Origin of the sequence: Streptomyces prunicolor NBRC 13075, assembly GCF_000367365.1 — a bacterium.
GTDB lineage: Bacteria > Actinomycetota > Actinomycetes > Streptomycetales > Streptomycetaceae > Streptomyces > Streptomyces prunicolor.
In genome coordinates this window covers 1-24,404 of the sequence record NZ_BARF01000020.1, presented here as the reverse complement: position 1 = coordinate 24,404, position 24,404 = coordinate 1, and the positions used below count along the sequence as shown (strand labels likewise).

At 68.5% G+C, this 24,404-nt stretch carries 25 protein-coding genes and 1 tRNA gene; 13 read left to right on the top strand and 13 right to left on the bottom strand.

Annotation, left to right across the window (positions count from 1 at the left end; translation table 11 throughout):
- Nucleotides 1-21 precede the first annotated feature (21 nt).
- The 7 genes from SPR02S_RS08950 to SPR02S_RS08920 all read left to right on the top strand — a co-directional run bounded on the left by SPR02S_RS08950 (nucleotide 22) and on the right by SPR02S_RS08920 (nucleotide 7,740).
- Entirely contained in the window at nucleotides 22-726 is a 705-nt protein-coding gene (locus tag SPR02S_RS08950) for a response regulator transcription factor (RefSeq protein WP_019056609.1), read from the top strand.
- Nucleotides 723-2,126 (top strand): HAMP domain-containing sensor histidine kinase, encoded by a 1,404-nt coding sequence (locus SPR02S_RS08945; protein WP_019056608.1) that lies wholly within the window; start codon nucleotides 723-725, stop codon nucleotides 2,124-2,126. Before SPR02S_RS08950 ends, SPR02S_RS08945 begins: the two co-directional genes overlap by 4 nt.
- 107 nt (nucleotides 2,127-2,233) lie before the next feature.
- Nucleotides 2,234-3,715 (top strand): glycoside hydrolase family 18 protein, encoded by a 1,482-nt coding sequence (locus SPR02S_RS08940; protein ID WP_019056607.1) that lies wholly within the window; start codon nucleotides 2,234-2,236, stop codon nucleotides 3,713-3,715.
- A 263-nt stretch (nucleotides 3,716-3,978) separates the two neighbouring features.
- On the top strand, nucleotides 3,979-5,277 hold the full coding sequence (locus SPR02S_RS08935) for an ABC transporter substrate-binding protein (RefSeq protein ID WP_019056606.1): 1,299 nt from the start codon (nucleotides 3,979-3,981) through the stop codon (nucleotides 5,275-5,277).
- Nucleotides 5,274-6,254: a carbohydrate ABC transporter permease gene (locus SPR02S_RS08930; protein WP_019056605.1), complete on the top strand. Its 981-nt coding sequence runs from the start codon at nucleotides 5,274-5,276 to the stop codon at nucleotides 6,252-6,254. Before SPR02S_RS08935 ends, SPR02S_RS08930 begins: the two co-directional genes overlap by 4 nt.
- Nucleotides 6,251-7,144, top strand: a complete 894-nt coding sequence (locus tag SPR02S_RS08925; RefSeq protein WP_019056604.1) for a carbohydrate ABC transporter permease — start codon at nucleotides 6,251-6,253, stop codon at nucleotides 7,142-7,144. Before SPR02S_RS08930 ends, SPR02S_RS08925 begins: the two co-directional genes overlap by 4 nt.
- A 221-nt stretch (nucleotides 7,145-7,365) precedes the next feature.
- A complete protein-coding gene (locus SPR02S_RS08920; protein WP_026150356.1) occupies nucleotides 7,366-7,740 on the top strand; it encodes a VOC family protein in 375 nt (124 codons plus the stop codon).
- Between the two features lie 59 nt (nucleotides 7,741-7,799).
- Here SPR02S_RS08920 and SPR02S_RS08915 read toward each other — a convergent pair whose 3' ends face one another.
- From SPR02S_RS08915 to SPR02S_RS08900, 4 genes are all read right to left on the bottom strand, one after another.
- Entirely contained in the window at nucleotides 7,800-8,501 is a 702-nt protein-coding gene (locus SPR02S_RS08915) for a hypothetical protein (RefSeq protein WP_019056602.1), read from the bottom strand.
- Between the two features lie 135 nt (nucleotides 8,502-8,636).
- Nucleotides 8,637-10,172 (bottom strand): HAL/PAL/TAL family ammonia-lyase, encoded by a 1,536-nt coding sequence (locus tag SPR02S_RS08910; protein ID WP_106436935.1) that lies wholly within the window; start codon nucleotides 10,170-10,172, stop codon nucleotides 8,637-8,639.
- 50 nt (nucleotides 10,173-10,222) lie between these two features.
- Nucleotides 10,223-10,426 carry a DUF397 domain-containing protein gene (locus SPR02S_RS08905; RefSeq protein WP_019056600.1) on the bottom strand — a complete coding sequence of 68 codons (204 nt, stop codon included), beginning with the start codon at nucleotides 10,424-10,426 and terminating at the stop codon, nucleotides 10,223-10,225.
- An 11-nt stretch (nucleotides 10,427-10,437) separates the two neighbouring features.
- A complete protein-coding gene (locus tag SPR02S_RS08900) occupies nucleotides 10,438-11,319 on the bottom strand; it encodes a helix-turn-helix domain-containing protein (protein ID WP_019056599.1) in 882 nt (293 codons plus the stop codon).
- Nucleotides 11,320-11,563: 244 nt separating this feature from the next.
- Between SPR02S_RS08900 and SPR02S_RS08895 the strand changes: the two genes are divergently transcribed.
- Genes SPR02S_RS08895 through SPR02S_RS08885 form a run of 3 tightly spaced genes read left to right on the top strand, consistent with a single transcriptional unit; the run spans nucleotide 11,564 to nucleotide 12,656 of the window.
- A complete protein-coding gene (locus SPR02S_RS08895) occupies nucleotides 11,564-11,980 on the top strand; it encodes an ATP-binding protein (RefSeq protein ID WP_019056598.1) in 417 nt (138 codons plus the stop codon).
- 50 nt (nucleotides 11,981-12,030) lie between these two features.
- Entirely contained in the window at nucleotides 12,031-12,240 is a 210-nt protein-coding gene (locus tag SPR02S_RS08890) for a type II toxin-antitoxin system VapB family antitoxin (protein WP_019056597.1), read from the top strand.
- A complete protein-coding gene (locus tag SPR02S_RS08885) occupies nucleotides 12,237-12,656 on the top strand; it encodes a PIN domain nuclease (RefSeq protein WP_019056596.1) in 420 nt (139 codons plus the stop codon). Before SPR02S_RS08890 ends, SPR02S_RS08885 begins: the two co-directional genes overlap by 4 nt.
- 89 nt (nucleotides 12,657-12,745) lie before the next feature.
- Here the strand turns inward: SPR02S_RS08885 and SPR02S_RS08880 are convergent, their stop codons facing one another.
- The 4 genes from SPR02S_RS08880 to SPR02S_RS08865 form a co-directional block, all read right to left on the bottom strand.
- On the bottom strand, nucleotides 12,746-14,173 hold the full coding sequence (locus SPR02S_RS08880) for a GH1 family beta-glucosidase (protein WP_019056595.1): 1,428 nt from the start codon (nucleotides 14,171-14,173) through the stop codon (nucleotides 12,746-12,748).
- A 107-nt stretch (nucleotides 14,174-14,280) separates the two neighbouring features.
- The gene (locus tag SPR02S_RS08875; protein WP_019056594.1) at nucleotides 14,281-15,186 is read right to left on the bottom strand and encodes a carbohydrate ABC transporter permease; all 906 of its coding nucleotides are present in this window, start codon (nucleotides 15,184-15,186) and stop codon (nucleotides 14,281-14,283) included.
- Nucleotides 15,183-16,211: a carbohydrate ABC transporter permease gene (locus tag SPR02S_RS08870; RefSeq protein ID WP_019056593.1), complete on the bottom strand. Its 1,029-nt coding sequence runs from the start codon at nucleotides 16,209-16,211 to the stop codon at nucleotides 15,183-15,185. Before SPR02S_RS08870 ends, SPR02S_RS08875 begins: the two co-directional genes overlap by 4 nt.
- Nucleotides 16,208-17,527, bottom strand: coding sequence for an ABC transporter substrate-binding protein (locus SPR02S_RS08865; protein WP_019056592.1), 1,320 nt, complete (start codon nucleotides 17,525-17,527; stop codon nucleotides 16,208-16,210). The genes SPR02S_RS08870 and SPR02S_RS08865 overlap by 4 nt, the downstream gene beginning before the upstream one ends.
- A 330-nt stretch (nucleotides 17,528-17,857) precedes the next feature.
- Between SPR02S_RS08865 and SPR02S_RS08860 the strand changes: the two genes are divergently transcribed.
- Nucleotides 17,858-18,913, top strand: coding sequence for a LacI family DNA-binding transcriptional regulator (locus SPR02S_RS08860; protein WP_019056591.1), 1,056 nt, complete (start codon nucleotides 17,858-17,860; stop codon nucleotides 18,911-18,913).
- A gap of 256 nt (nucleotides 18,914-19,169) precedes the next feature.
- Nucleotides 19,170-19,949, top strand: a complete 780-nt coding sequence (locus SPR02S_RS08855; RefSeq protein WP_019056590.1) for a serine/threonine-protein kinase — start codon at nucleotides 19,170-19,172, stop codon at nucleotides 19,947-19,949.
- On the opposite strand, the gene SPR02S_RS08850 is transcribed toward SPR02S_RS08855, so the two are convergent.
- The 5 genes from SPR02S_RS08850 to SPR02S_RS08830 all read right to left on the bottom strand — a co-directional run bounded on the left by SPR02S_RS08850 (nucleotide 19,921) and on the right by SPR02S_RS08830 (nucleotide 23,408).
- Nucleotides 19,921-20,427: a GNAT family N-acetyltransferase gene (locus tag SPR02S_RS08850; protein WP_019056589.1), complete on the bottom strand. Its 507-nt coding sequence runs from the start codon at nucleotides 20,425-20,427 to the stop codon at nucleotides 19,921-19,923. The two genes, SPR02S_RS08855 and SPR02S_RS08850, sit on opposite strands and share 29 nt — an antisense overlap.
- Before the next feature lie 88 nt (nucleotides 20,428-20,515).
- A tRNA-His gene (locus tag SPR02S_RS08845) sits at nucleotides 20,516-20,588 on the bottom strand.
- Between the two features lie 82 nt (nucleotides 20,589-20,670).
- Nucleotides 20,671-21,273 (bottom strand): oligoribonuclease, encoded by a 603-nt coding sequence (orn, locus tag SPR02S_RS08840; protein WP_019056588.1) that lies wholly within the window; start codon nucleotides 21,271-21,273, stop codon nucleotides 20,671-20,673.
- A 141-nt stretch (nucleotides 21,274-21,414) separates the two neighbouring features.
- Entirely contained in the window at nucleotides 21,415-22,677 is a 1,263-nt protein-coding gene (locus tag SPR02S_RS08835; RefSeq protein ID WP_019056587.1) for a GlxA family transcriptional regulator, read from the bottom strand.
- A 386-nt stretch (nucleotides 22,678-23,063) separates the two neighbouring features.
- Nucleotides 23,064-23,408 (bottom strand): hypothetical protein, encoded by a 345-nt coding sequence (locus tag SPR02S_RS08830; protein ID WP_019056586.1) that lies wholly within the window; start codon nucleotides 23,406-23,408, stop codon nucleotides 23,064-23,066.
- Nucleotides 23,409-23,748: 340 nt separating this feature from the next.
- Between SPR02S_RS08830 and SPR02S_RS08825 the strand changes: the two genes are divergently transcribed.
- A complete protein-coding gene (locus tag SPR02S_RS08825; RefSeq protein ID WP_019056585.1) occupies nucleotides 23,749-24,276 on the top strand; it encodes a universal stress protein in 528 nt (175 codons plus the stop codon).
- Nucleotides 24,277-24,404 lie beyond the last annotated feature (128 nt).

Below are 24,404 nucleotides of genomic sequence, written 5' to 3'. Positions count from 1 at the left end.
GCATGGGCTACGGTGCGGCGCATGGCAAGTGTGCTCGTGGTCGAGGACGACCAGTTCGTACGCTCCGCCCTCATCCGGCATCTGACCGATGCCGCGCACACGGTGCGCAGTGTCGGTACGGCACTTGAGGCGCTGCGCGAGGTCGCCCATTTCCGTTTCGACGTGGTCATCCTGGACCTCGGACTGCCCGACCTGGACGGGTCCGAGGCGCTGAAGATGCTGCGCGGGATCACTGACGTACCCGTGATCATCGCCACCGCTCGGGACGACGAGAGCGAGATCGTCCGGTTGCTGAACGCGGGCGCGGACGACTACCTCACCAAGCCCTTCTCGGTCGACCATCTCTCCGCCCGCATGTCCGCGGTTCTACGACGTTCCCGTGCCACCACCGGCGAGGCACCCCCGTCGACCGTCATCCGCGTCGGCGGCCTCACCGTCGATCCGCTGCGCCGCCAGGCCGAGCTGGACGGTGTCCGACTCGACCTCACCCGCCGTGAGTTCGACCTCCTCGCCTTCCTGGCCGGACGGCCCGGCGTCGTCGTACCGCGCAAGGAACTCCTCGCCGAGGTCTGGCAGCAGTCCTACGGCGACGACCAGACCATCGACGTCCATCTGTCCTGGCTGCGAAGGAAGTTGGGGGAGACGGCGGCTCAGCCGCGCTATCTGCACACCCTGCGGGGTGTCGGCGTGAAGCTGGAGCCACCGGGAGCGGAGTCGCTGCGATGAGGTGGGCGCTGGTCAGGGTCTGTCTGGCGATCGCGGCGATGGTCGTCGTCGCCTTCGCGGTGCCGCTCGGCCTGGTCATCAAGGAGATGGCCCGCGACCGCGCCTTCTCGAACGCCGAGCGGGAGGCCGCCGCCGTCGCCCCCGCACTGTCCATCACCACCGACCGGGACCAGCTGGAGAAGGTCGTCGCCTCCGCGGGCGCGGACTCCGGGATGGCCGTCCACATACCGGCGGGGGAGGGGAAAGCCGCCCTCGACATCGGGCTGCAGCGCGCCGCGGGCAAGGACATCGCGACCGTACGGAAGCTGGGCCGCGCCTCCACCACCGAGGTGCCCGGCGGTTCCGTCCTGCTCCAGCCGGTCGCGCTCAGCTCCGGCGAGATATCCGTCGTCGAGGTGTTCGTCCCGGAGTCGGAGGTCAGCAACGGTGTGGGCACGGCCTGGGCGGTGCTCGCCGGCGTCGGCATCGCGCTGATCGTCGGTTCCGTCGCGGTCGCCGACCGGCTGGGCGTACGGATGGTGCAGCCCGCGCAGCGCCTCGTCGAGGGCGCGCACGAACTGGGGGAGGGGAAGCTGGGGGCGCGGGTGCCCGAGGAGGGGCCGACCGAACTGCGGCTCGCGGCGGTCGCGTTCAACTCCATGGCCGACCAGGTCGTACAACTGCTCGCGAACGAGCGGGAGTTGGCGGCCGACTTGTCGCACCGGCTGCGTACGCCCCTCACCGTGCTGCGGCTCAACGCGGCCTCGCTCGGGGACGGGCCCGCCGCCGAGCAGACGCGGACCGCCGTCGCGCAGTTGGAGCGGGAGGTCGACACGATCATCCGGACCGCGCGCGAGGCCAAGCCGCAGACCGTGGCGGCCGGGCCCGGCGCCGGGTGCGACGCGGCCGAGGTGGTGCGTGAGCGGATGCGGTTCTGGTCCGCGCTCGCCGAGGACGAGGGCCGCAAGGTGCGGGTCGCCGGGGTGGAGCGGCCGGTGCGGATACCCGTGGCCCGGGCCGACCTGGTCGCCGCGCTGGACGCGCTGCTCGGCAACGTGTTCCGGCACACCCCCGAGGGCACGGCCTTCGCGGTCGACGTGCACAACAGCGAGGACGCGGTGATCGTGCTCGTCTCGGACGCGGGCTCGGGCATACGCGACCCCGAGGCGGCGATGGCCCGCGGGCGTGGCTCCGGCAGCGCCGGGTCGACCGGGCTCGGGCTGGACATCGTGCGCCGGCTCGCGGAGTCGACCGGCGGGGACGTCCGCATCGGGTCCTCGATGCTCGGCGGCACCGAGGTGCGGATCTGGATCCAGCTGGACGGGCGGGAGCCGGAGCGCAACGGGCATCGGGGAGCCGTACGACGGCGTCGGCGCGGGAAATTGGTCTCTACCTTTAACCGCTCCCGATCCCTCCCTTAAGCGCACCCTAAGATCGCCAACCCCCGCCCGGATCAGGCGTTTTGCCCGGTTCCGGATCGCTAGCGTGCTGCCGCACCCCACCCCCGTACGGCGAAAGCAGGCACGCGATGAGCACGCACCGGCGCAGGATCAGCAAGAGGAACAAGGTGATCGGCGGAGCGGTCGCCGCCGCGGTCGTCGGTGGCGGCGCGATCATGCTGACCGGCATCGCCCAGGCGGCGAGCGTCGGCGCGGCCTACACCAGAACCAGCGAGTGGTCGACGGGGTACACCGCGCAGTACGTCGTCACCAACACGACCAGGGCCACGAAGAAGGACTGGACGCTGGAGTTCGCCCTGCCGTCGGGATCGAAGCTCAGCTCGCTGTGGAACGCCGAGTCGAGCGTGAGCGGGCAGCGCGTCACCGTGAAGCCGCCGAAGTGGGACACGGACGGGCTCGCGGCCGGTGAGTCGGTCACGGTCGGCTTCGTGGTCAACGGCACGGGCCAGCCGACCAGTTGTCTCATCGACAACGCCAAGTGCTCGGCGGACGGCACCGCGACCCCCGAGCCGACCGGCCGCCCGACGACCTCGTCACCGACGCCCACGCCGACCGCCTCGCCGACCTCCAAGCCCACACCCACGGCCACCCCCAAGCCCACGGCCACCCCCACCGCCTCCCCGACCCAGACCACCGGCACCGGCACCGGCACGACGGCCGGCGCGGGCTTCGCCCCCTACGTCGACACCTCCCTCTACCCCGCCTTCGACCTGCTCGCCAACGTCACCGCGACCGGCGTGAAGAACTACAACCTCGCCTTCATCACCGACGGCGGCGGCTGCACCCCGAAGTGGGGTGGTGTCTCGGACCTCGGCAGCGACGGCGTGGCCTCCCAGATCGGCGCGCTGCGCGCCAAGGGCGGTGACGTGCGGGTCTCCTTCGGCGGTGCGTCCGGCTCGGAGCTGGCGACGACGTGCGGTTCGGCGAGCGCGCTGGCGACGGCGTACGGCAAGGTCGTGGACGCGTACAGCCTGACCAAGGTCGACTTCGACATCGAGGGCGGCGCGCTGCCCAACACGGCGGCCAACACGATCCGCGCCCAGGCGATAGCCAAGCTCCAGCAGCAGCACCCGAACCTGGACGTCTCCTACACGCTCCCCGTGATGCCCGAGGGTCTGACCCAGGACGGGGTCAACCTGTTGTCCAATGCCAAGTCCAACGGCGTCAAGATCAACACGGTCAACATCATGGCGATGGACTACGGACCGGCGTACAGCGGAAATATGGGAACGTACTCACAGCAAGCGGCTACTGCTACACAAGCCCAAGTCAAGAGTGTTCTCGGGCTCTCGGACAGTGCTGCATGGAAAGCGGTTGCAGTGACCCCGATGATCGGTGTCAACGACGTGTCATCGGAGGTCTTCACGGTCGAGGACGCGAACGGGTTGGCGGCATTCGCGAAGGCGAAGGGTCTGGGCGGCCTCTCGATGTGGTCCGCGACCCGTGACAAGCAGTGCCCCGGCGGTGCCAAGCCCAGCGCGGACGCGACCTGCAGTTCGGTCGTCCAGGCCCCGTCCGCCTTCACCAAGGCCTTCGCGGCCTTCCAGTAGGCGCCCCATGGGCCCGGGATCCCTCGCGGACCCCGTGACCTCAGTCACCCCGGAGCGGACGTACGGCCCCTCGGCTGTGCGTTCGCTCCTTTTGCTCCTGAGTGTCGATTACGTTTCGACAAATGAAGGCGGCGGGTGTTGACGCATGACCAGACATAGGACTGTTATTACGCCACCGTGTTTGGTCGCGTTGGTTTCTGGTCGGTTACGAAGACCTGGGGCGTGGCGCATTCCGGCCGAACCCTGTCCGTCAGGAGCCGTTCATGCCCGACTTCTCTCTCCCCGCCGCCAGTCGCCGCTCCGTCCTGCGCGGCATAGGCGGCGCTGCCGTGCTCGGCGCCGGCATACCCCTGCTGAGCGCCTGCGGCAGCAGTGGCAGCTCGTCCGACCCGAAGACCGTCACCGTCGGCTCCAACCAGTCCGACGCGGTGCCGAAGAAGGCCTACGCGAGCTTGTACACGGCCTTCGGGAAGCAGTCCGGCATCACCGTCAAGGTCAACACGAAGGACCACAACACCTTCCAGGAGCAGATCAACTCCTACCTCCAGGGCACGCCGGACGACGTGTTCAACTGGTTCGCCGGATACCGCATGCAGTTCTTCGCGGCCAAGAAGCTCGCCTCGCCCATCGACGACGTGTGGGCGAAGATCGGGGACAACTTCCCCGACGCGATGAAGAAGCTCAGCAAGGGCGAGGACGGCAAGTACTACTTCGTGCCGCTGAACACGTACCCGTGGGCGGTCTTCTACCGCAAGAGCGTCTTCACGGCGAAGGGCTACACCGTCCCCACCACCTGGGACGAACTGGTCGCCCTGTGCAAGAAGATGAAGAGCGACGGCCTCGTCCCGATCGCCTTCGGCGACAAGGACCAGTGGCCGGCGATGGGCACCTTCGACCAGATCAACTTCCGCCTCAACGGCTACGACTTCCACAAGTCCCTGATGGCGGGCAAGGAGGCGTGGACCGACCCGAAGGTCAAGGCGGTCTTCGACCACTGGGCCGAGCTCCTCCCGTACCACCAGGAGGGCTTCATGGGCCGCACCTGGCAGGACGCGGCGCAGGGTGTGGTGTCGAAGAAGTCCGGCATGTACGTCCTGGGTTCCTTCGTGGCGCAGCAGTTCACCAACAAGGCCGACCTCGACGACCTCGACTTCTTCGCCTTCCCGGAGATCAACTCCGCGTACGGCCAGGACACCGTCGAGGCGCCCACCGACGGCTTCATGGTCAGCAAGTCCCCGAAGAACCACGACGGTGTCGTCAAGCTCCTGGAGTACCTGGGCACCCCGGCGGCCGAGGAGCTCTACCTCAAGGGCGACCCGAGCGTGGTGGCCGCCTCCAGCAAGGCCTCCACCGCCGCGTACTCGCCGTTGCAGAAGAAGGCGTACGACATGATCGGCGCCGCCAAGAACCTCACCCAGTTCATGGACCGCGACTCCCGGCCGGACTTCACCTCGACGGTGATGCAGCCCGGACTGCAGAAGTTCCTCCAGAACCCCAAGGGCGTCGACAGTCTGCTGTCCTCGATCGAGCGCCAGAAGAAGACGATCTTCGCCTCCTCATGATCTCCGAGACGACTACGAAGAGCCCGGAGGCGGAAGCCGTTCCGCCTCCGGGCCCCGCGCCCGAGAACAAGCGGGTCCCGCAGGGCGCCAAGCGCCTGCTGACCCGCCGTGACCGCATCACGCTCGCCTTCATGGCGGGCGTGCCGACGGTCCTGCACGTGGCCCTGGTCTGGGTCACCGCCCTCGCCTCGATCGCCCTGGCCTTCACCAGCTGGGACGGCATCGGCTTCGACTCCATCAAGTGGGTCGGGCTGGACAACTTCCGTCAGTTGTTCACCGACAACCCGCAGTTCTGGCCCGCACTTGAGCACAACGTCGTCTGGTTCGTCGTGCTCATCCTGCTGCCGACGCCCTTCGGCCTGTTCCTGGCCGTCCAGCTGGACAAGAACATCCGCTTCAGCCGCGTCTACCAGACCGCGTTCTTCCTGCCGGTCGTGATGTCGCTGGCGGTCACCGGATTCGTCTGGCAGCTGATCTACAACCCCGACACCGGCCTGATCAACAGCCTCATCGGGGCCAACAAGCCCGGCCACTACATCGACTGGATCGGCGACCCCAAGCTCAACCTGTGGGCCGTCCTGATCGCCGCGTCCTGGCGGCACGCCGGCTACATGATGATCCTGTACCTGGCCGGCCTGAAGGGCGTGGACCCATCGCTGAGGGAAGCTTCGGCCCTCGACGGCGCGAACGAGTGGCAGACGTTCAAGAACGTCATCTTCCCGACCCTGCGCCCCACCAACACGGTCGTCCTGGTCGTCACGATCATCGAGTCGCTGCGCGCCTTCGACCTGGTGTGGGTCTTCAACAAGGGCGCCCAGGGCACCGAGTTGCTGTCGATCCTGATCACCAACAACATCGTCGGTGAGTCCAGCCGGATCGGCTACGGGTCGGCGATCGCCGTCGTCCTGCTGGTCATCTCCCTCGTGGTCATCATCCCGTACCTGATCGCGACCTTCCGGAAGGAGCGGCGCGCATGACCACCCCCACCGCCGCGCTCGGCGTGAAGCAGCGCACCCCGCTGCGCCCGGCCCGGGTCCTGCTGCACACGTTCCTCGTCCTCACCTCGCTGGCCTGGCTCGCCCCGCTGCTGTGGGCGGTCTACGCGGCCCTGCGCCCGTACTCGGAGACCAGCGACAAGGGCTACGTCTCCTGGCCGGACACGCTGAACTTCGACAACTTCAAGAACGCGTTCCAGCAGTCCGACATGATCCACTACTTCGTCAACACACTGATCATCGCGGTCCCGGCCGTGCTGCTCACGCTGCTGCTGGCGTCGATGGTCGCGTTCTACGTCAGCCGTTTCGACTTCCGGCTCAACATCGCGCTGCTGCTGGTCTTCACGGCCGGCAACCTGCTGCCCCAGCAGGTCATCATCACCCCGCTGTACCGCCTGTACCTGCTGATCGACCTGCCCGGCATCACGATGAGCGGCAAGCTCTACGACTCCGCGCTCGGCCTGGTCCTCATCCACGTGGCGTTCCAATCGGGCTTCTGCGCCTTCGTGTTGAGCAACTACATGCGGATGCTGCCGCACGAACTGACCGAGGCGGCGCTGGTCGACGGGGCGTCGGTGTGGCGGATGTACTGGCAGATCGTGCTGCCCCTGTGCAAGCCGGCGATGGCAGCCCTGGCCACCCTCCTGTCCATCTGGATCTACAACGACTTCTTCTGGGCGATCGTGCTGATCTCGACCGGCGAGAACATGCCGATCACCTCCGCCCTGAACAACCTCTCCGGCCAGTTCTTCACCGACCCCAACCTGGTCGCGGCCGGCGCCCTGCTCACCGCGATCCCGACCCTGGTCGTGTACTTCGCGCTCCAGCGCCAGTTCGTCAGCGGTCTCACACTGGGCGCCAACAAGGGCTGACACCCTTCCGGTTGAGCCCGTTGTGACAGCCGGTCCGATCAAGTAACGTCACCGACGTGAACACCGGACCGGCGCTACGCCACACACGGATCGGCTATCCGGTGGAGGGCTGACCGCACGGTGGGTGCAGAGCACGCACCCCCTCGGTTCGGCACGCGGACCCCCGGCACTCGCGTATCGCGAGTCCCTTTCCCGTGTCGAACCACAGCGAGGTCATCCGCATGCCAGCCACGTTCAACCACACCATCATCGCCGCCAAGGACCGCAACGAGTCGGCACTCTTCTTCCGGGAGCTGCTGGAACTCCCCGAAGCGCCGTCCTGGGGCCCGTTCACCAACATCCAGCTCACCGACGGAGTGCTCCTGCAGTTCGCGGAGCCGCCGGTGGAGATCCAGATGCAGCACTACGCGTTCCTGCTCGACGACGAGTTGTTCGATCGCGCGTATCGACGGCTGTGCGATCGCGACATCGAGCACTGGGCCGATCCGCAGATGCGCCGCCCCGGCGAGATCAACGACGAACACGGCGGTCGAGGCGTGTACTTCAAGGACCCCGCCGGCCACGCGATCGAGCTGATCACCCGCCCGTATCTGTAACCGGGCGCGGACCTGGTCGGACGCCCGGAACCCGGCGCCCGGCCAGGCGGTGCGTCGGCTCAGAACGGCCCGGGCCCGCCGAACCCCCCGAACCCGCCGGGTCCCCCCGGCCCACCACCGAACATCCCACCGTGCGGCCCGTGATGATGGAACCCGTCGAACAGCGCGTCCGCGAGCAACATGCCACCGACCCCGGCGGCACCCGCGACGAGGGCGGTCTTCCACCACGGTGTGCTGTACCAACCCCCGCCCACGGAACGGCCGTTGACGACTCCGCCGGGGTAGTAGTACGGCGTGTTCGTGCCGGGCCGCGCGGAGGAGGTGTACGTCTGCCCACCGACCGTGACCTGTCCTCCGGCACTCTGCGCGGGCAACTCGGGCCCGGGGTCAAGTCCCAGTGCCCCACGGGCGGTACGGATGTGATGCAGCCCCTCGACGGCGGTCTGCGTCACGAGCCCGTACTGCATCGGCGAGTAGGCGACGGCGAGTTGACCCTCGGCCGCACGGAGCCGCTCGGTGGCGTCGGCGAGAGCCTGCCGGGCGGCGGTGTTCCCATCGGCGTCCAGCGTCGACAGACTCCCGCCCAGCCGCTCCACCCAGCGGGTGGCCTCGGCGCCCGCGTCGGCGTCGTAGGACTGCTGCGCCGCACCCGGCCCGCCGCCGTACCCGAACCGTGAACTCCCGCCTCCAGCCTGCCTCTTGCTGAAGGCGACGGCCCCGCCGACGATCAGGGCCAGCAGCACCAACACGATGAAAATCATGACGTCCTCCCGTCCGCGCCGGGATCGGATCACCCCGTACAGGGAGATCAGACGCCTTGGGGCTGAGAGGCCGCTGGACGGGGTCTGAGGGGCGGCTGTGAATGGCGGCGGGGCTCTCGGCCCTTCGGCCCGGCCTCAGCGGTGCAGCGCCCCCACGACACCCTCCACGACCCGCAACGCCTCCCCGCTGCGTACGAGTTCGGCGATGTGCTCGATGTCGGTGTGGAAGACCCGGTCCTCGGTGACGGGCGGGACGGTTTCCCGGATTCTCGCCCGCAACGCCTCCGCGGCCGGTGAGGGGGAGAGCGGTGCGAGGAGGTCGAGGGCCTGGGCGGCGCACATCAGCTCGACCGCTATGACGTAACCGAGTTTGCGGGCCGCGCGGTACGCCTTCATGGCCGCCAAGTAGGCGTTGCTGACGGTGTCTTCCTGGTTGGCGGAGGTGGTGACGTTGTCGGCGGAGGCGGGTACCGCCAGGCCGCGCAGTTCCATGGTCAGGGCGGCGGCCGTGTACTGGGCGATCATGTAGCCGCTGTTGAGGCCCGGTTGCTGCCGGACCAGGAAGGCCGGCAGCTCGCTGAAGTTGCTGTTGACCATGCGGTCGGTGCGGCGCTCGGAGACCTTGGCCAGGACCGTCATCGCGTTGACCATGGTGTCGGCCTGGATCCCGACGTACGTGCTGTCGCAGTTGGCCCCGCTCAGCGCGACCCCGTCCTCGCCCTCGGGGTGGATGACCGGATTGTCGCCCACGGAGTGGAGTTCCTCGACGATGACCTCCCGCGCCTGCGCCAGCGCCCGCTTCGCACCGCCGTGCGTCTGCGGTACGGCACGCAGGGAGAGCGCGTCCTGGAGCCGGTGATCGAGGAACTCGGCGCTCATGGCACTGGACTCGGTCAGCCGCCGCAGGTTCTCGGCGACGGCGGCCTGCTCGGGGTGCCGCTTCCGTTCCTGAATCCGGGCGTCGTAGGCGCGGACGGTGCCCTTGAGCGCCTGTACGGAGAGGCTCGCGGCGATGTCGGCGGTGGTCGCCGCTACGTCAGCGTCATGGGCGGCGAGGACGGCGATCGCGGTGACCGAGTGCGTCCCGTTCGTCAGCGACAGCCCCTCCTTGCAGGCGAGTTGGGTCGGCCGTTCGCCGATCCGGGCCAACGCCTCGGTGCCGGGCAGGAGTTCGCCGCCGTACCAGGCCCGGCCCTCGCCGAGCAGTACGAGCGCCATGTGCGCCTCGGGGGCCAGATAGCCCACGGAACCCTCGCCGGGAACGTGCGGCGTGACCCCGGAGTTGAGCATCCGCCGGATCAGCTCCAGCGTCTCGAACCGGATACCGGAGAACCCTTCCCCGAGCCCGACCAGCTCCATCAACGCGATGGCACGGACCACCTCGACGGGCAACGGCTCCCCGACCGACACGGCGTGCGAGCGCACGATGTTGCGCTGGAGCTGCTCGGCGTCCGCCGGGTCGATGACCTCCGTGACGTTGTCGCCGAAGCCGGTGGTCACGCCGTAGACCAGGCGGTTCTCGGCGAGGAAGCGCTCCACCAGCGCGCGGGACTTGCGGACCCGGTCGACGTACGTGGCGTCGAACTCGATCCGGGCGCCGTGGCGGGCGACCGCGACGAACTGCTCGATGGTGATGGGTTCCTCGCCCAGGGTGACAGCGGTCACGGACATCTCCCCGCGCTTGAAGTGCATCCATTCACATGCCTGGCGAATGAATCACTTTATTTATAGCTTGGCAAGGGAGGGGAGGACTTCACCGTGTGGAGGAAGGCGGCGAGGGTGTGGGGTGGGAGCGTGGCGATGTCGTGGGGGTGGTCGCTTTCGCGGAGGTGGATGTGGGTGCCGGTCGCCGCTGCCGCCAGTTCCACGCACTCGCCCTCGCCGCCGGTGCTGTACGACGACTTCTGCCAGACGAGGTGGGGCATGGCGGGTCCTTTCACAGGGCGTACATGACGTGCTGGATCAGGCTCAGCGAGTCGCGTGAGTCATGCGACTCCGGCGCCGATTCCGGGTCGACCGGCGCCAGCGCCAGCTCCGAGAGCCGCTCGAACATCTTGGCGTACTCGTCGAGTTGCCCTCCATCCCTCAGGAAGAGGGAGCCCGTCGGATGCTCCAGGTAGACCGTGTCCAGTTCAGGGGCCCCGCCGCCGAAGACGACGAAGGAGCGGGTGTGCGCGGAGTAGACGCCGGCTTCGAACGGGTAGATCTGAACGATCACATTGGTCAGCCTGGAGACTTCCATCAGCCGCAGCAGCTGCCTGCGCATGACCGCCGGGCCGCCCACCCTTGTGTGGAGCGCGGATTCGTGGATGACGGCGCGGTACGTGACGGGTGAGTCGCCGGTCAGTACGCGTTGACGGGCCAGGCGGAACTCGGCGTATCGGTCGGCGTGTTGAGGTGCTGACTCGGTGGCGGCCAGCACCGCGCGGGCGTACTCCTCGGTCTGTAGCAAACCGGGGATCACCAGGGGATTGTGGGTTCGCAGCACTGTCGACCGGGATTCCAGCTCGGCCAGGTTCCGGGCGGCCGGGCCGATCGTGTCGTTGAACTCGTCCCACCACCCCTTGCCGCTCTCCTGGGCCATCGCCATGATCCCGTCGAACAGGGGGCCGGGCGGGCAGTCGTACTCGCGCAGCAGCTTGTAGAGACGGTTGCGCGAGACGTCGAGCCGGCCTGCCTCGATGTTGCTGATCCGCGTGCGGTCGGCGTCGAGCAGTTCGCCGGCCCGGTCACCGGACAGCCCCGCGCGATTGCGCAGCTTGCGGAGTTCCAGACCGAGGCGTCGCTGGCGCTCGCTGGGGTTGTTCCTGGGTGGCATGTGCGACCTCCTCCGGGCAGTCTGCACAGCCGAACTCCCGTGGGCCACAAGGTTGTTCGGCAGTCACTCACAAGGGTGACGCAGGGCGTAAACGGTTGCAACTTACGGAACGGGTTCCCTACCGTCGAAGACAACCGCACCACCCCGCGCCACCCGGAAGTACCCCCGCCCTCAAGCCACTTGGCAACGAGGACCCGGACCTGGTCACCGCGTGCGCGCCCCCCACGCCGAAGGAGCCCCGCCCATGGACGACCCCCCACACCTCACCGACGTCTCCCTGGTCTTCCCGCCCCACCCTGCCTGGGTCCGCACCGCCCGCGAAACGGTCCGCACCCTCCTCGCCGTATCCCACCGCCCCGAACTCATCGACACGGCAATCCTGTTGACCTCGGAAGCCGTCACCAACGCCATCAACGCCTGCAAGCTGAAGGGCTTTCTGACCCCTGTAACCCTCTACGCGGGTTGGTCGGACCCCCGCCGTTTCCGCGTCCTCATCCACGACGAGGCCCCGGGCCTGCCCACCTGCCGCACCCCTGCCACCACGGACGAGGACGGCCGAGGCATCCAGCTCATCTCGCACGGCGCCGACGCCTGGGGCGTGTGCGCGCACGGGCCCGGCCGGGGCAAGGCCACCTGGTTCGAGCTCGGGAAGCGCTGGTAGCGACCATCGTGGATATACTGGATATTCATTCGTATATCCGGGAGGTTCTCTTGACCAAGACGCTGATCGACATCGACGAAGACCTTCTGGCCGAGGCGGCCATAGCGTTCGGGACCAAGACCAAGAAGGACACGGTCACCGCTGCGCTCAAGGAGGGCGTCGAACGCAAGAAGCGTGCGCTCGCCCTGGCTCGCTTCGCGGCCCGCGCCGACGCGGGTGACTTCGACCTGTTGCTGGACAAGGAGAACTACCGTCGATGAGCGCGGCCGCCTACCTCATCGACACCAGCGCCCTGGTCCGCGTTCTGAAGATGCCGGCGCGGGCCATGTGGGAGAAGCCCCTGGAGGAGGGCCTGATCGCGCGCTGCCCACTCACCGAGATCGAGTTTCTGCACAGCGCCAAGAACGCCGAGGACCGGGCCGCCCTGGTCGACGACCTCGACGCGCTGTTCTGCTGGACACCCTTGGACGACCGGGCCGTAACCCGCGCATGGGACGTCCAACGGGAGCTCACCGAGAAGGGGCGGCACCGGTCCGCGGGCGCGGTGGACCTGCTCGTCGCCGCCACCGCCGAACTCCAGGGGTTGACCGTGCTGCACTACGACAACGACTTCGAGACCATCGCCTCGGTCACCGGGCAGCCGACCCAGTGGCTGGCGCCCCCGGGCAGTCTCTGACCCACCACACCCGACACACCTGCCGCACCCGCCGGAGCGCGGCACGCCCCCACGGCATGCCGCGCCCCGTCCCCGGTGTCCCCCGTCGGTCAGGCTTCCCCCACCGCAGGCAGCACCCCCGTCCGAGCCGCCTCCCCGTACCACCGCGCGCTCGACTTCGGCGTTCGCTCCAGCGTCGCGTAATCCACGTACACCGCCCCGAACCGCTTCTCGTACCCGTACGCCCACTCGAAGTTGTCCATGAGCGACCAGAGGTAATAGCCCCGCACATCCGCCCCGTCGGCGATGGCGCGCCGCACCGCCGACAGATGGCCGTGCAGATACGCGATCCGCTCCGGGTCGTGGACGTTGCCCTCCGGATCCGGCTTGTCGTCGTAGGCTGCGCCGTTTTCCGTCACGTACAACGGCAGCCCCGGCGCCTCCCTCGTGTACCGCGTGATCAGGTCGTACAGGCCCGTCGGGTCGATCGTCCAGCCCATCTCCGTGCGCTCGCCCGGCGTCTGGAGGAACGCCACGTCGTCCGCGCCCGGCCAGGGGGTGTACGCGCTCACGCCGTGACCGTCCGCCCGCGGGCCCGCCGGGGCCGCCTCCGCCGCCTCCACCAGCGTCGGGGTGTAGTAGTTCAACCCCAGTGCGTCCAGCGGCTGGTGAATGAGCGTCAGGTCGCCGTCCTGGACGAACGACCAGTCCGTGACCGACCTCGTCGCCTCGAAGAGGGACTGCGGATACGAGCCGTGCAGCATCGGCCCGTGGAACACCCCGTTGGCCAGGTCGTCGATCTTCCGGGCCGCCGCCATGTCCTCGGGGGACTGCGAAGCGGGCCTGACGACCGATGAGTTGAGGCTCACCGCCACGGAGTTCCTGGCCGGCATCGACGCGCGCAGCACCGAAGTGGCCAGCCCGTGCGCCAGGTTGAGGTGATGCGCGGCCTTGAGCGAAGCCGCCGCGTCCGTACGGCCCGGTGCGTGCACCCCCGAGCCGTAGCCCAGGAACGCGCTGCACCAGGGCTCGTTGAGCGTGATCCACTGCTCCACACGGTCGCCCAGCGCCTCGCCCATGATCTGCGCGTACTCGGCGAACCGGTACGCCGTGTCACGCTCCGGCCAGCCGCCCGCGTCCTCCAGCTCCTGCGGCAGATCCCAGTGGTAGAGGGTCAGCGCCGGCTTGATGCCGACCGCCAGCAGCTCGTCCACCAGACGGCGGTAGAAGTCCAGGCCCACCTGGACCGCCGGGCCCCGGCCGGTCGGCTGCACCCGCGGCCAGGAGACCGAGAAGCGGTACGCCGTCAGGCCCAGGTCCGCCATCAGCGCCACGTCGTCGCGGTAGCGGTGGTAGTGGTCGACAGCGATGTCACCGTGCTCACCACCGGCCGTGCGGCCCGGCGTATGACTGAAGGTGTCCCAGATCGAGGGCGTACGACCGCCCTCGCGCACCGCCCCCTCGATCTGGTACGCGGAGGTCGCGGCGCCCCAGAGGAAGGCGGGCGGGAAGGTGACAGGTGTAATGGGCTCAGGCATGGAAGCGCTCCCATAGTGGAGGAGGGGGGCCGGAGAGACCGGGGCGGCGGTGCCCCGGCTCTCCAACTGACGTAGAAGAGAACCGAGATGAGGAAGGCGGCGAACCGTCAGCCCTTGACCGCGCCCTGCATGATCCCGCCCACGATCTGCTTGCCGAAGAGCAGGAAGGCGATCAGCAGCGGCAGCGTGCCGAGCAGCGCGCCCGCCATGATCACCGACTGGTCGGGGATGTAGCCGGTGCCCAGGGAGTTCAGGGCGACCTGGACGGTCGGGTTCTGCTGGTTGAGGGCGATGATCGGCCAGAGGAAGTCGTTCCAGGCCATCACGAAGGTCAGGAGGCCCAGCACCGCCATCGCGGGGCGGGCCGCCGGGAAGACCACGTGCCACACCACCCGCAGGCTGCTCGCGCCGTCCACTCTCGCCGCCTCGATCAGTTCCGTCGGCAGCGCCTGCACGAGGTACTGGCGCATGAAGAACGTACCGAAGGCGCTGACCAGGGTCGGCAGGATGACCGTCTGGAGGTGGTTCGACCAGTGCAGGTCCGCCATCCACAAGTACAGCGGTACGACGGCCAGTTGGGGCGGGATCATCATCGTGCCGATGGTCAGCAGGAGCAGCGTGCTGGAGAACCTGAACTTCAGCTTGGCGAAGGCGAAGCCCGCCAGAGTGGAGAACAGGACCGTGCCGATGGTGATCGAGCCCGCGACGATCGTGGAGTTGAACATCGCGGTGCCCATGCCGGCCTGGTCCCAGGCGGTTTGGAGGTTCTTGAACAGGTTCGCCCCGAACCACAGCGGCGGCGGGGTCTCGGCGAGCCGCTGGTTGTTGCGCGAGGCCGCGATCGCCGTCCACACCAGCGGGGCCAGCGAGACCAGCGCGAAGACGACCAGCACGACGTAGGTCAGCGGGCCCGCGTGCATCTGCTTGCCCGCGCCCATGACGCGGCGGCGCGGGGCGCGCACCTCCCGTACGGGCACGGCGTCCTGAGGGGCTGTCAGTTCGCTTGTGGTCATTGGGACTTCCTCAGCCGTCGGGTGAACAGCAGGTTGATCGCGGCGACGATCAGCAGGATCAGGAACATCGACCAGGCGATCGCGGACGCCTTGCCGAGGTTGCCGATGATCCAGCCCTGGTCGTACATGTACAGACCGAGCGTCTGGTACTGGTGCTCGGACCCGCCCTTCGAACCGCTCACCCCGCCGAACAGCAGGGGCTCGCCGAAGAGTTGGGTCGCGCCGATGGTGGAGATCACCACCGTGAAGAGGATGGTCGGGCGCAGCTGAGGGATCGTCACATGGCGGAACTGCTGCCAGCGGTTGGCCCCGTCGATCGCCGCCGACTCGTACAGGTCGCCCGGGATCGCCTGCATCGCCGCCAGATAGATCAGCGCGTTGTAACCCGTCCACCGCCAGATCACGATCGATGACACCGCGAACTGCGAACCCCACGTGGATTCACGCCAGTTGACGGGATCGACCCCGACGAAGCCCAGCAGCCAGTTGACCATCCCGCCGTCCCACGAGTACAGCAGCGTGAAGACGAGGGTCGCCGCCGCCACCGAGGTGGCGTACGGAGTCAGCATCACGACCCGCCACACGGTCGAGCCGCGCAGCCGGTAGTTGAGGAGATGCGCGATCCCGATCGCCATCAACAGCTGCGGCACGGTGGAGATCAGCCCGATGGTGAACGTGTTCTTCAGGGCGTTCCAGAAGAAGTCCGAGGACAGCAGGTTCCGGTAATTGTCCAGCCCCGCCCACGACTTGTGGTCCAGCGACGACAGCTGCACGTTGTGCAGCGAGTACCAGCCCGTGTACAGCAGCGGGATGAGCCCGAAGGCCCCGAAGATGATGAAGAACGGGGAAATGAACGCGTACGGCGCCGCCTTCATGTCCCAGCGGTACAGCCGGCTCCGCCACGAACTCGGGCCGGGCGCCGGCGTACCACGACCGCCGGCGCCGCGGGCCGCGCCCGGCTTGTCGCCGGGCGCGGCGCCGGAGCCCGGCGCGGGGTGTGCGAGGGCCTGCTTGGAGCTGCTCACTGCCCGAGCACGTCCTTGATCTCCTTGGTGGCGGCGCTCCATCCCTGGGCCGGGGTCTTGCCCTTCTGCTCCACCTGGAGAATGCCGACGTCAGTGATCGCGGTACCGATCGGCTGGTCCTTGATGCCGAAGGTCTGCACCGGGATGGTCTTCGCCGAGTCGGAGAAGATCTGGGTGATCGGCGCGTTCGAGAAGTAGGCCGTCGTGGCGGCGGCCGGCTTCAGGTTCGGGTACGCCGCCGGGGTGGACGGGAAGCTGGCCTGCTTGGCGAAGACCTTCTCCTGCTGCTCCGGCGCGGTCAGCCACTTGGCCAGCGCCACGGCCTCGGCCTGGTGCTTGGACGCCGTCGGCACGCCGAGGAAGGAACCGCCCCAGTTGGCCGCGGTCGGCGCCGCCGCCACGTCCCAGTTGCCCTTGCCGGAGTCGCCCGCCTTCTCCTGGATGTAGCCCATCATCCACGCGGGGCAGGCCACCGTCGCGAAGCTCGCGTTGGCGAAGCCCTGGTCCCAGGTCGGGTCGAACTGCTTCAGCTTCGCCGACATGTTGCTGGTCGCCACCGTCATCGCCGCGTTCCAAGCCGCCTTCACACCGGTCGACTTGTCCCAGATGACGTTGCCGTCCTTGTCGTAGTACCGCTGGCTCTCGCCGCCGATGGCCGCGTTGTAGACGGAGGACGCGGAGTCCACGAACTTGGTGCCCTTGGGCGCCTTCTTCATGTAGTCCTTGCCGACGTCGGCGTACTTCGCCCAGTCGCCCTTCCACAGATTGGCGAGCTGCGTGCGATCCGTCGGCAGCCCGGCCTTCTTGAAGAGGTCCTTGCGGTAGCAGATCGCCATCGGGCCGGTGTCGGTGCCGAGGCCTATCTGCTTGCCGTCCTTGGTGGTGGCCTGGGCGTTCTTCCAGGGCAGCCACTGGGACTTGTCGACGTCCTTGCCGAGGTCGACGAACTTGTCGGCCTGCGTCTGCACGGCCTCGGTGATGTTGCCGACCTCGATGGCCTGGATGTCGTCGGTGCCGGCACCGGCCTGGAGCCGGGTGAGGACCTTCGGCCAGTACACGTCGGTACGTGTGGTGACGTCCTCCTTGATGGTGATGTTCGGGTGGAGCTTCATGTACGCGTCGTACAGACCGGCCTGCTTGTAGCCGAAGACGCCGAAGGTACCGACGGTCAGCGTGGTCTTGCCCTTGCCGCTGTCGCTCGCGTTCGACGAGGTGCCGTCCGAGTCACTGGAGCAGCCGGCCAATACCCCTGTGGTCAGGGCGGCGACGGCCGCGAGGGCCATCAGCCGATGGGACCGTCGGGTACTCGTGCGCATTGCGTCCTCCTGTTGCCTGACGTGCCGACCCCCCGGCCAACTGCATTGTTGGGCCCGTTAGTTCACGCTGCGGCTCGGGCGGGGAACGTGCGGGATGTGTATGTGTCAGGTACCGTGGGAGCGCTCCCACCGGTGATGTGTTGAAGAGTCGTCGGTTCGCGCGGGGGTGTCAAGGGAGCGGACGCGGAGAGACGCGTTCAGTTATTCGTCTGTTAGCTAACTGTGCGGGAGGCATGGATCCGGCCGGAGGTGGGGCTCCTCACGCCCCTCTTCCCTGATCAGGACTGTTACATTCCAGGCCAACGGGTGGGTCGACAGGAGGCGGAGCCAATGGCAGGCCACGGAGCGCGGAGCCGGAGTGGCGGCCGGCCGACCCTGGAGGAGGTCGCGGCGCGCGCCGGTGTGGGGCGGGGCACGGTCTCCCGGGTGATCAACGGTTCGCCAAGAGTCAGCGACGCGACCCGAGCCGCGGTCGAGGCGGCGGTGGACGAACTCGGCTACGTCCCCAACACGGCCGCCCGCGCCCTCGCCGCGAACCGCACCGACGCCATCGCCCTGGTCGTCCCCGAGCCCGAGACCCGCTTCTTCGCGGAACCGTACTTCTCGGACATGCTCAAGGGCGTAGGAGCCGAACTCTCGGAAACCGAGATGCAGTTGCTGCTGATATTCGCGGGCAGTGACCGCGAACGACAGCGCCTGGCCCAATACTTGGCGGCACACCGGGTGGACGGCGTCCTGCTGGTCTCGGTCCACGCGGACGACCCACTCCCGGACCTGCTGGCCCAGTTGGAGATTCCGGCGGTGATCAGCGGCCCGAGATCGGCTGCGGAAACTCTCACGTCGGTCGACTCGGACAACTACGGCGGCGCGCGCTCGGCAGTGGAACACCTCCTCTCCCGAGGCCGCACCCGCATCGCGCACATCACCGGCCGCCTCGACGTGTACGGCGCCCAACGCCGCGTCGACGGCTACCGCGAGGCGCTGCTCGACGCGGGTCATGCGGTGGACGAACACCTCATCCAGCCGGGCGACTTCACGGAGGAGGGCGGCCGACGGGCGATGAAGGAACTGCTGGCCCGCCGCCCCGACGTCGACGCGGTCTTCGCCGGCTCGGACGTGATGGCGGCGGGCGCCCGCCAGGTCCTCCGCGAGGAAGGCCGCGTGATCCCGGACGACGTAGCCCTCGTCGGCTACGACGACTCGGCCATCGCCCGCCACATGGACCCGCCGCTCACGAGCGTCCGCCAGCCGATCGAGGAGATGGGCCGTTCGATGATCGACCTGCTGCTGGCGGAAATCGCGGACCGCCGCCCGGCCACGTCCCGGGGACTGGAGCGCCGACAGGCGGTACTGGCAACGGAGTTGGTGACGCGGGCGTCGTCGTGAGGGGTGGGGTCACCAGGTGCTCAGGTGGCTTGGCTTATTGGTGGCATGCCGGTTCACGCCGAGGGCAGTGACTCCGGTGATCCTGGCGAAACCGGCACCGAGTGCTGTAGCCACGCCGTTCGCGTCCTGACGCGGCTGCTCCCGCTCAAGTAGGCGGAACGCTCCGTCGGCTTCGTGGCGACCCCTTTCATCAAGGCGGTCCCCCTACCCGACAAACCGATCACACCGACCCGCACCGACGCCCAAACTGGCACCCATGACTCCCCACCCCCTCCTGACCGTAGAAGAGATCCCCGCGACCGAGCCCTACCTCCGCACGGTGGGCGAGGTGTTCCGCGTCTTCCGCGAACAGGACTCCGGGTGTGTCTCCTACGGCGTCCAACTCCCGGACGGAGAGCGCTGGTTCGTGAAGGAGGCGACAACTGCCCCCGCCCAGGCCTCACTTGACCGCGCCTGGACCTTCCACCGGGCCGTACGGCACCCGGCGATCGTCCCGCAGCTGCACCGGATCGCCGTGGCGGACAGTGGCCGTACGGCGGTCGTCATGCCCTGGCGGCACGGGGAGTCCCTCTACGGCCCCGCCCGCGCCCGTTTCCGCGCCCTGCCCCTCGCCTCTGTCCTCCGTGCTGTGGACCGCGTCCTGGACGCACACCTCGCCGTGGAGGCCGCGGGGATGGTGGCGGTCGATCTCTACGACGGCGCGTTCCTCTACGACTTCGGCGCCGACGTCCTCCACCTCATCGACCTCGACGAGTACCGCCCCGGCCCTTTCGTCCTCCAGGAGGACCGCCTCCCGGGTTCGGCCCGCTTCATGGCCCCCGAGGAGTGGCACCACGGCGCCCGCATCGACATCCGTACGACGGTCTACGCCCTCGGCCGTACCGCCCGTCTCCTTCTCGACGCGGGGGACGGCGAGCGCGCCTGGCGGGGTACGGCGGGTCAAATCGCCGTACTGGAAAGGGCAACCCGGACCGATCCCGCCGAACGGTTCGCGGGCGTACGGGAGTTCACGGATGAGTGGCGCGCTGCCACCTGATCTCGTCGTCCTGCGACTGTTCCGACGGCGTCAGCCCCGCCGCCGTAGCAACCGCCGCCGATGCCCCATGCCTCGGGTGGATGTACGCCGCGATCGTATGGACGGACGGCTTGCGGGCGAGCCATGACGCCAGTCCCCGCGCCGCCTCCGAGGCCAGACCCCGCCCTTGCCAGGGAACGCCGACCACCCAGGCGATGTCCGCGACCGACCCCGCTTCCGTGACCGTCGCCTGGACCGTGCCCACCAGGCAGGACTCCGCGCGCAGCCGCAGGACCCAGTTGCACCAGGTGACGGACGGGACGGAAGAACCTGCGATCAGGCGCTCGTAGCGGGTCCGCAGGGCGTCGGGGCTCAGAGGGTCGCCGCCGGTGAAGGTGTGGAGGGCGGGAGAGGACAGGACCGTGGCCATCTCCTCCGCGTGGGTCACGCTCAGCGGGACGAGATCCAGGCGGGCGGTGCTGATGGGTTCGGTGTCCATCGTGGGCGGGCTCCCGTTGCCGGAGAACGTTGCCGGAAAACGAATCAGCCGGTGACCTCGTTTCCGAAGTCACCGGCTGATTACTCAGGGTGAGTGACGGGACTTGAACCCGCGACTTCCTGGACCACAACCAGGTGCTCTACCAGCTGAGCTACACCCACCATGCCCGGTCGTTCACTCTGAAAGTTTCCGACCGGCCGAGAAAAAGTGTACAGGGTCCGAAGGGGTGCTCGCGCACGGCTTTTACGGGGTGGGCTGGACGTGCTTCGCGGCGATCGTGCGGGCCGTTTCGGAGTCGGGGCCGGGCTGCGGGACGAAGATCGCCTCGCGGTAGTAGCGCAGCTCGGCGATGGACTCGCGGATGTCGGCGAGGGCGCGGTGATTGCCCTTCTTCTCGGGGCTGTTGAAGTACGCCCGCGGGTACCAGCGGCGGGCCAGCTCCTTCACCGAGGACACGTCCACGATGCGGTAGTGGAGGTACTCCTCCAGGGTCGGCATGTCACGGAGCAGGAAACCGCGGTCGGTGCCGACCGAGTTGCCGCACAGCGGGGCCTTGCCCGGCTCCTTGACGTGCTCCCGGATGTACCCCAGGACCAGCTCCTCGGCGTCGGCCAGCGTCGTACCGCCGGCCAACTCGTCGAGCAGGCCGGATGCGGTGTGCATCTGGCGTACTACGTCCGGCATCGTCTCCAGCGCCTGGTCCGGCGGGCGGATGACGATGTCCACCCCCTCGCCGAGCACGTTCAGCTCGGAGTCGGTGACGAGGGCGGCCACCTCGATGAGAGCGTCGTCTGACAGCGAGAGGCCGGTCATCTCGCAGTCGATCCACACCATGCGATCGTTCATGTGTCTAACCTTAAGCTGCGCGCCGCTCAGCTGAGCCGACCGTGCGCTGACCTTGTGCTCCGGGCACGCGAAAACTCCCGGAGATCTCCTGACGGAAACCCCCGGGAGCCTTCCCGTTACTACGTCGCAGGTACTACGGCCCTACGGCGCGCTGCGCTGACCGGGCAGACTCGCCGCCCGACTTGTGGCGTACGCCTCACGGCCGTTCTCCGCCGAGGAGGCCGACGCGGACGCCGCTGCCGACAGCGCGCTCGCCGCCGTACGACGGGTCTGCATCGGGACCGGGCCGTCCGGGTGCAGCGCGGGCGGCAGCCCGGCCGGACCCAGGGATCCCGGACCACCGCTCTGGCCGGGAGCGCCGTCGCCGTCCACCTGCTTGTCGCCCTGGGGCCTGCGGGCGCGGTACGCGGCCCGGTAGGCGGCGGGCGACGAGCCCAACTGGCGCCGGAAATGCCCGCGTAGAGCCACCGGCGAGCGGAAGCCGCAGCGACCCGCGACCTCGTCCACCGAGTAGTCCGACGTCTCCAGCAGACGCTGCGCCTGGAGCACCCGCTGCGTGATCAGCCATTGCAGGGGAGCGCTCCCGGTGAGCGAGCGGAAGCGGCGGTCGAACGTACGCCTGCTCATGTACGCGCGTGCCGCCAGCGTCTCCACGTCGAACTGTTCGTGGAGGTGCTCCAGCGCCCAGGCGACGACCTCCGCGAGCGGGTCGGCGCCGATCTCCTCTGGTAAAGACCGATCGAGGTAGCGCTCCTGACCGCCGCTTCGGCGCGGTGGGACCACCAGGCGCCGGGCGAGCGCGCCGGCCGCCTCGTTGCCGTGGTCCGTCCGCACGATGTGGAGACAGAGATCGATTCCGGCCGCCGTACCGGCGGACGTCAGCACGTCTCCGTCGTCGACGAAGAGTTCCCTCGGATCCACGTGCACCGACGGATAGCGCTTGGCCAGCGTCGGCGCGTACATCCAGTGGGTCGTCGCGGGACGGCCGTCCAGCAGGCCCGCCGCCGCCAGCACGAAGGCGCCGGTGCACAGGCCTACGATGCGGGCCCCTTCTTCGTGCGCGCGGCGGATCGCGTCGAGTGCCTCCTCCGGCGGTGGCGAGGTGATCGACCGCCAGGCCGGCACGACGACGGTGCCCGCCCGCGAGATCGCTTCCAAGCCGTGCGGTGTGGTGAGTTCCAGCCCTCCGGTGGTGCGCAGCGGACCTTCTTCGCCACCGCACACAAGGAGGCGGTAGCGCGGAACTCCGGCGTCCTGCCGGTCGATTCCGAACACCGACAGCGGTATGGAACTCTCGAAGATGGGGCCGCCGCTGAACAGCAGCACCGCGACGATCTCCTTGCGGCGTCGCCCGGAAAGCTTCCGGGCCGCGGCTTCCGGCGCGGCAGTGGAGTCGTGGCTCATACTGCTAAGCCCCCCTCGGTGGTCGCGTCGCCCCTATCTTGTCGGGCTTGTCGCTCCAGCACGTTTCCCCTCGGTCCTGCACGAGTCCCCCGCCGTAAGACGTCAAGATCGAATCTACTGTGTCCAGTGGTGCCGGGGTGACCAGTTCGGCAACCGGCACATTGTCGACATGGCAACTTGGCGTGAAGCATTCGATCACGAAGCGTTGCACTCGTGGGCCGTGCAGGGAAGTGCGCCTCGTCGTAGTGGCCAATCCCCGTAGGGTGCGCAAGGCCTCCCAGACCCTTTCCGTGCAGGTGGAACGGGGGTTGGGGGGTGGTGAGGGCAACGGATGCACGGTGACCGGAAGTTGGCTGAAAAGCGTCGGGCGCGTGCGCTGAAACCGGTCAGTCGACCGGTGCACTTCCGCCCGCGTGCCGTCCGCCCCTGTGCGCCCCCGACCCGGCCCGGTGACGGTGGCCGCGGTGCGGGGGCTGTTCTTCGGCCAGCGGCGGTGCCGGCTCCTCGGTCAGCAGCCGGGCCTCGCTCTGTTCGGAACGGCGCAGCAGCACCCGGCAGGCGGCGGTGACGGCCGCGAGGCCCAGGGCCGTACCGGTGGCGCCGGCGAGGGAGGTGCCGTACCAGAGGAGGACCAGGGGGACGAGGACGCAGCTGAAGACCGCCCAGCGGACCACGTCGGTCGTGGTGTCGGGGCTGGGGTGTCCCTCGGAGGTCGTGCGGTGTCCGGACATGGCGTGCTCCCTGGGGCGGCGGCTCGCCGGGTTCAACGCGTGTTCGATGCGTCGGTCACTGTAGGGCAGTCCATGGCAGTCCATGGAGGGACAGGGGCCGGCGCGGATAAGTGAATCCTGTGCAAACCGCCTGTACGGGGCAGCAACCATTGCGTTACGGGCGCCCCCTCGTGCATGCTCCGGGGAACTCCGCCGGAGCATGTGCGGGATATGGGCTAAGGAGGAGTGCCGCCGTACCCTTGGGGGTATGGGGTTGGGAAGATGATTCCCGGACACAGCTCCGCCGCATCCTGTTGTCCCTGTTGTCCCCTCCCAAGAGGATCAAAAAGCCGAGACACCCATGGCCGGTCACGAATCTTTCGAACCCGCGGACCGCAAGCGGCCCGTCGCCGATCCCACGGCGGCCGAGCCCCTGGCGGCGGAACAGCCACGTCATTCCTGCGACCCAGCCTTCAAGCACGGCGTCGTCGTCGGCTTCGACGGCTCGACGTCCAGCGAGCGTGCCCTCGCCTACGCGATCGGCATGGCCCATCGCTCCGGCTCGGGCCTCGTCATCGTCCATGTCGCCAACCGGCTGCCCACCACTGTGTGGGCGGGGTGTGAGCCACCCGTCTTCGTGGACGTGCCGGATCACCGCACCGAGGTGTTGGGGCTTGAGCTGGCGTGCGCCGAGTATTTGGCCGAAGTGCCCTGGATTCTTGTCGAGCGTGGTGGGGACATCTGCCATGAACTCGAAGAGGTGGGGCGGGAGTACGAGGCGGATGCGATCGTTGTGGGCTCGACCCATGGGATCGTCGGGCGCATCTTCGGGTCTGTTGCTGGGCGGTTGGCGAAACGGGCGCAGCGGCCTGTCATCGTCATTCCGTAGTTCGGCTTAGCGCCCGTTGGCTGACTTGCCGTCAACTGTGAGGCCCCCCATGTGTGTTGGGCACACGTGGGGGGCCTCTGCGTTCGTCGGCCTCTGACGGCCGGTGGGGGCTGGTCGCGCCCACGCGG

What these genes read in the sequence shown, in the direction of transcription:
- SPR02S_RS08950 (WP_019056609.1), top strand. Translation starts at nt 22, where the DNA reads ATGGCAAGTGTGCTCGTGGTCGAGGACGACCAGTTCGTACGCTCCGCC.
- SPR02S_RS08945 (WP_019056608.1), top strand. Translation starts at nt 723, where the DNA reads ATGAGGTGGGCGCTGGTCAGGGTCTGTCTGGCGATCGCGGCGATGGTC.
- SPR02S_RS08940 (WP_019056607.1), top strand. Translation starts at nt 2,234, where the DNA reads ATGAGCACGCACCGGCGCAGGATCAGCAAGAGGAACAAGGTGATCGGC.
- SPR02S_RS08935 (WP_019056606.1), top strand. Translation starts at nt 3,979, where the DNA reads ATGCCCGACTTCTCTCTCCCCGCCGCCAGTCGCCGCTCCGTCCTGCGC.
- SPR02S_RS08930 (WP_019056605.1), top strand. Translation starts at nt 5,274, where the DNA reads ATGATCTCCGAGACGACTACGAAGAGCCCGGAGGCGGAAGCCGTTCCG.
- SPR02S_RS08925 (WP_019056604.1), top strand. Translation starts at nt 6,251, where the DNA reads ATGACCACCCCCACCGCCGCGCTCGGCGTGAAGCAGCGCACCCCGCTG.
- SPR02S_RS08920 (WP_026150356.1), top strand. Translation starts at nt 7,366, where the DNA reads ATGCCAGCCACGTTCAACCACACCATCATCGCCGCCAAGGACCGCAAC.
- SPR02S_RS08915 (WP_019056602.1), bottom strand. Translation starts at nt 8,501, where the DNA reads ATGATTTTCATCGTGTTGGTGCTGCTGGCCCTGATCGTCGGCGGGGCC.
- SPR02S_RS08910 (WP_106436935.1), bottom strand. Translation starts at nt 10,172, where the DNA reads ATGTCCGTGACCGCTGTCACCCTGGGCGAGGAACCCATCACCATCGAG.
- SPR02S_RS08905 (WP_019056600.1), bottom strand. Translation starts at nt 10,426, where the DNA reads ATGCCCCACCTCGTCTGGCAGAAGTCGTCGTACAGCACCGGCGGCGAG.
- SPR02S_RS08900 (WP_019056599.1), bottom strand. Translation starts at nt 11,319, where the DNA reads ATGCCACCCAGGAACAACCCCAGCGAGCGCCAGCGACGCCTCGGTCTG.
- SPR02S_RS08895 (WP_019056598.1), top strand. Translation starts at nt 11,564, where the DNA reads ATGGACGACCCCCCACACCTCACCGACGTCTCCCTGGTCTTCCCGCCC.
- SPR02S_RS08885 (WP_019056596.1), top strand. Translation starts at nt 12,237, where the DNA reads ATGAGCGCGGCCGCCTACCTCATCGACACCAGCGCCCTGGTCCGCGTT.
- SPR02S_RS08880 (WP_019056595.1), bottom strand. Translation starts at nt 14,173, where the DNA reads ATGCCTGAGCCCATTACACCTGTCACCTTCCCGCCCGCCTTCCTCTGG.
- SPR02S_RS08875 (WP_019056594.1), bottom strand. Translation starts at nt 15,186, where the DNA reads ATGACCACAAGCGAACTGACAGCCCCTCAGGACGCCGTGCCCGTACGG.
- SPR02S_RS08865 (WP_019056592.1), bottom strand. Translation starts at nt 17,527, where the DNA reads ATGCGCACGAGTACCCGACGGTCCCATCGGCTGATGGCCCTCGCGGCC.
- SPR02S_RS08860 (WP_019056591.1), top strand. Translation starts at nt 17,858, where the DNA reads ATGGCAGGCCACGGAGCGCGGAGCCGGAGTGGCGGCCGGCCGACCCTG.
- SPR02S_RS08855 (WP_019056590.1), top strand. Translation starts at nt 19,170, where the DNA reads ATGACTCCCCACCCCCTCCTGACCGTAGAAGAGATCCCCGCGACCGAG.
- SPR02S_RS08850 (WP_019056589.1), bottom strand. Translation starts at nt 20,427, where the DNA reads ATGGACACCGAACCCATCAGCACCGCCCGCCTGGATCTCGTCCCGCTG.
- orn (WP_019056588.1), bottom strand. Translation starts at nt 21,273, where the DNA reads ATGAACGATCGCATGGTGTGGATCGACTGCGAGATGACCGGCCTCTCG.
- SPR02S_RS08835 (WP_019056587.1), bottom strand. Translation starts at nt 22,677, where the DNA reads ATGAGCCACGACTCCACTGCCGCGCCGGAAGCCGCGGCCCGGAAGCTT.
- SPR02S_RS08830 (WP_019056586.1), bottom strand. Translation starts at nt 23,408, where the DNA reads ATGTCCGGACACCGCACGACCTCCGAGGGACACCCCAGCCCCGACACC.
- SPR02S_RS08825 (WP_019056585.1), top strand. Translation starts at nt 23,749, where the DNA reads ATGGCCGGTCACGAATCTTTCGAACCCGCGGACCGCAAGCGGCCCGTC.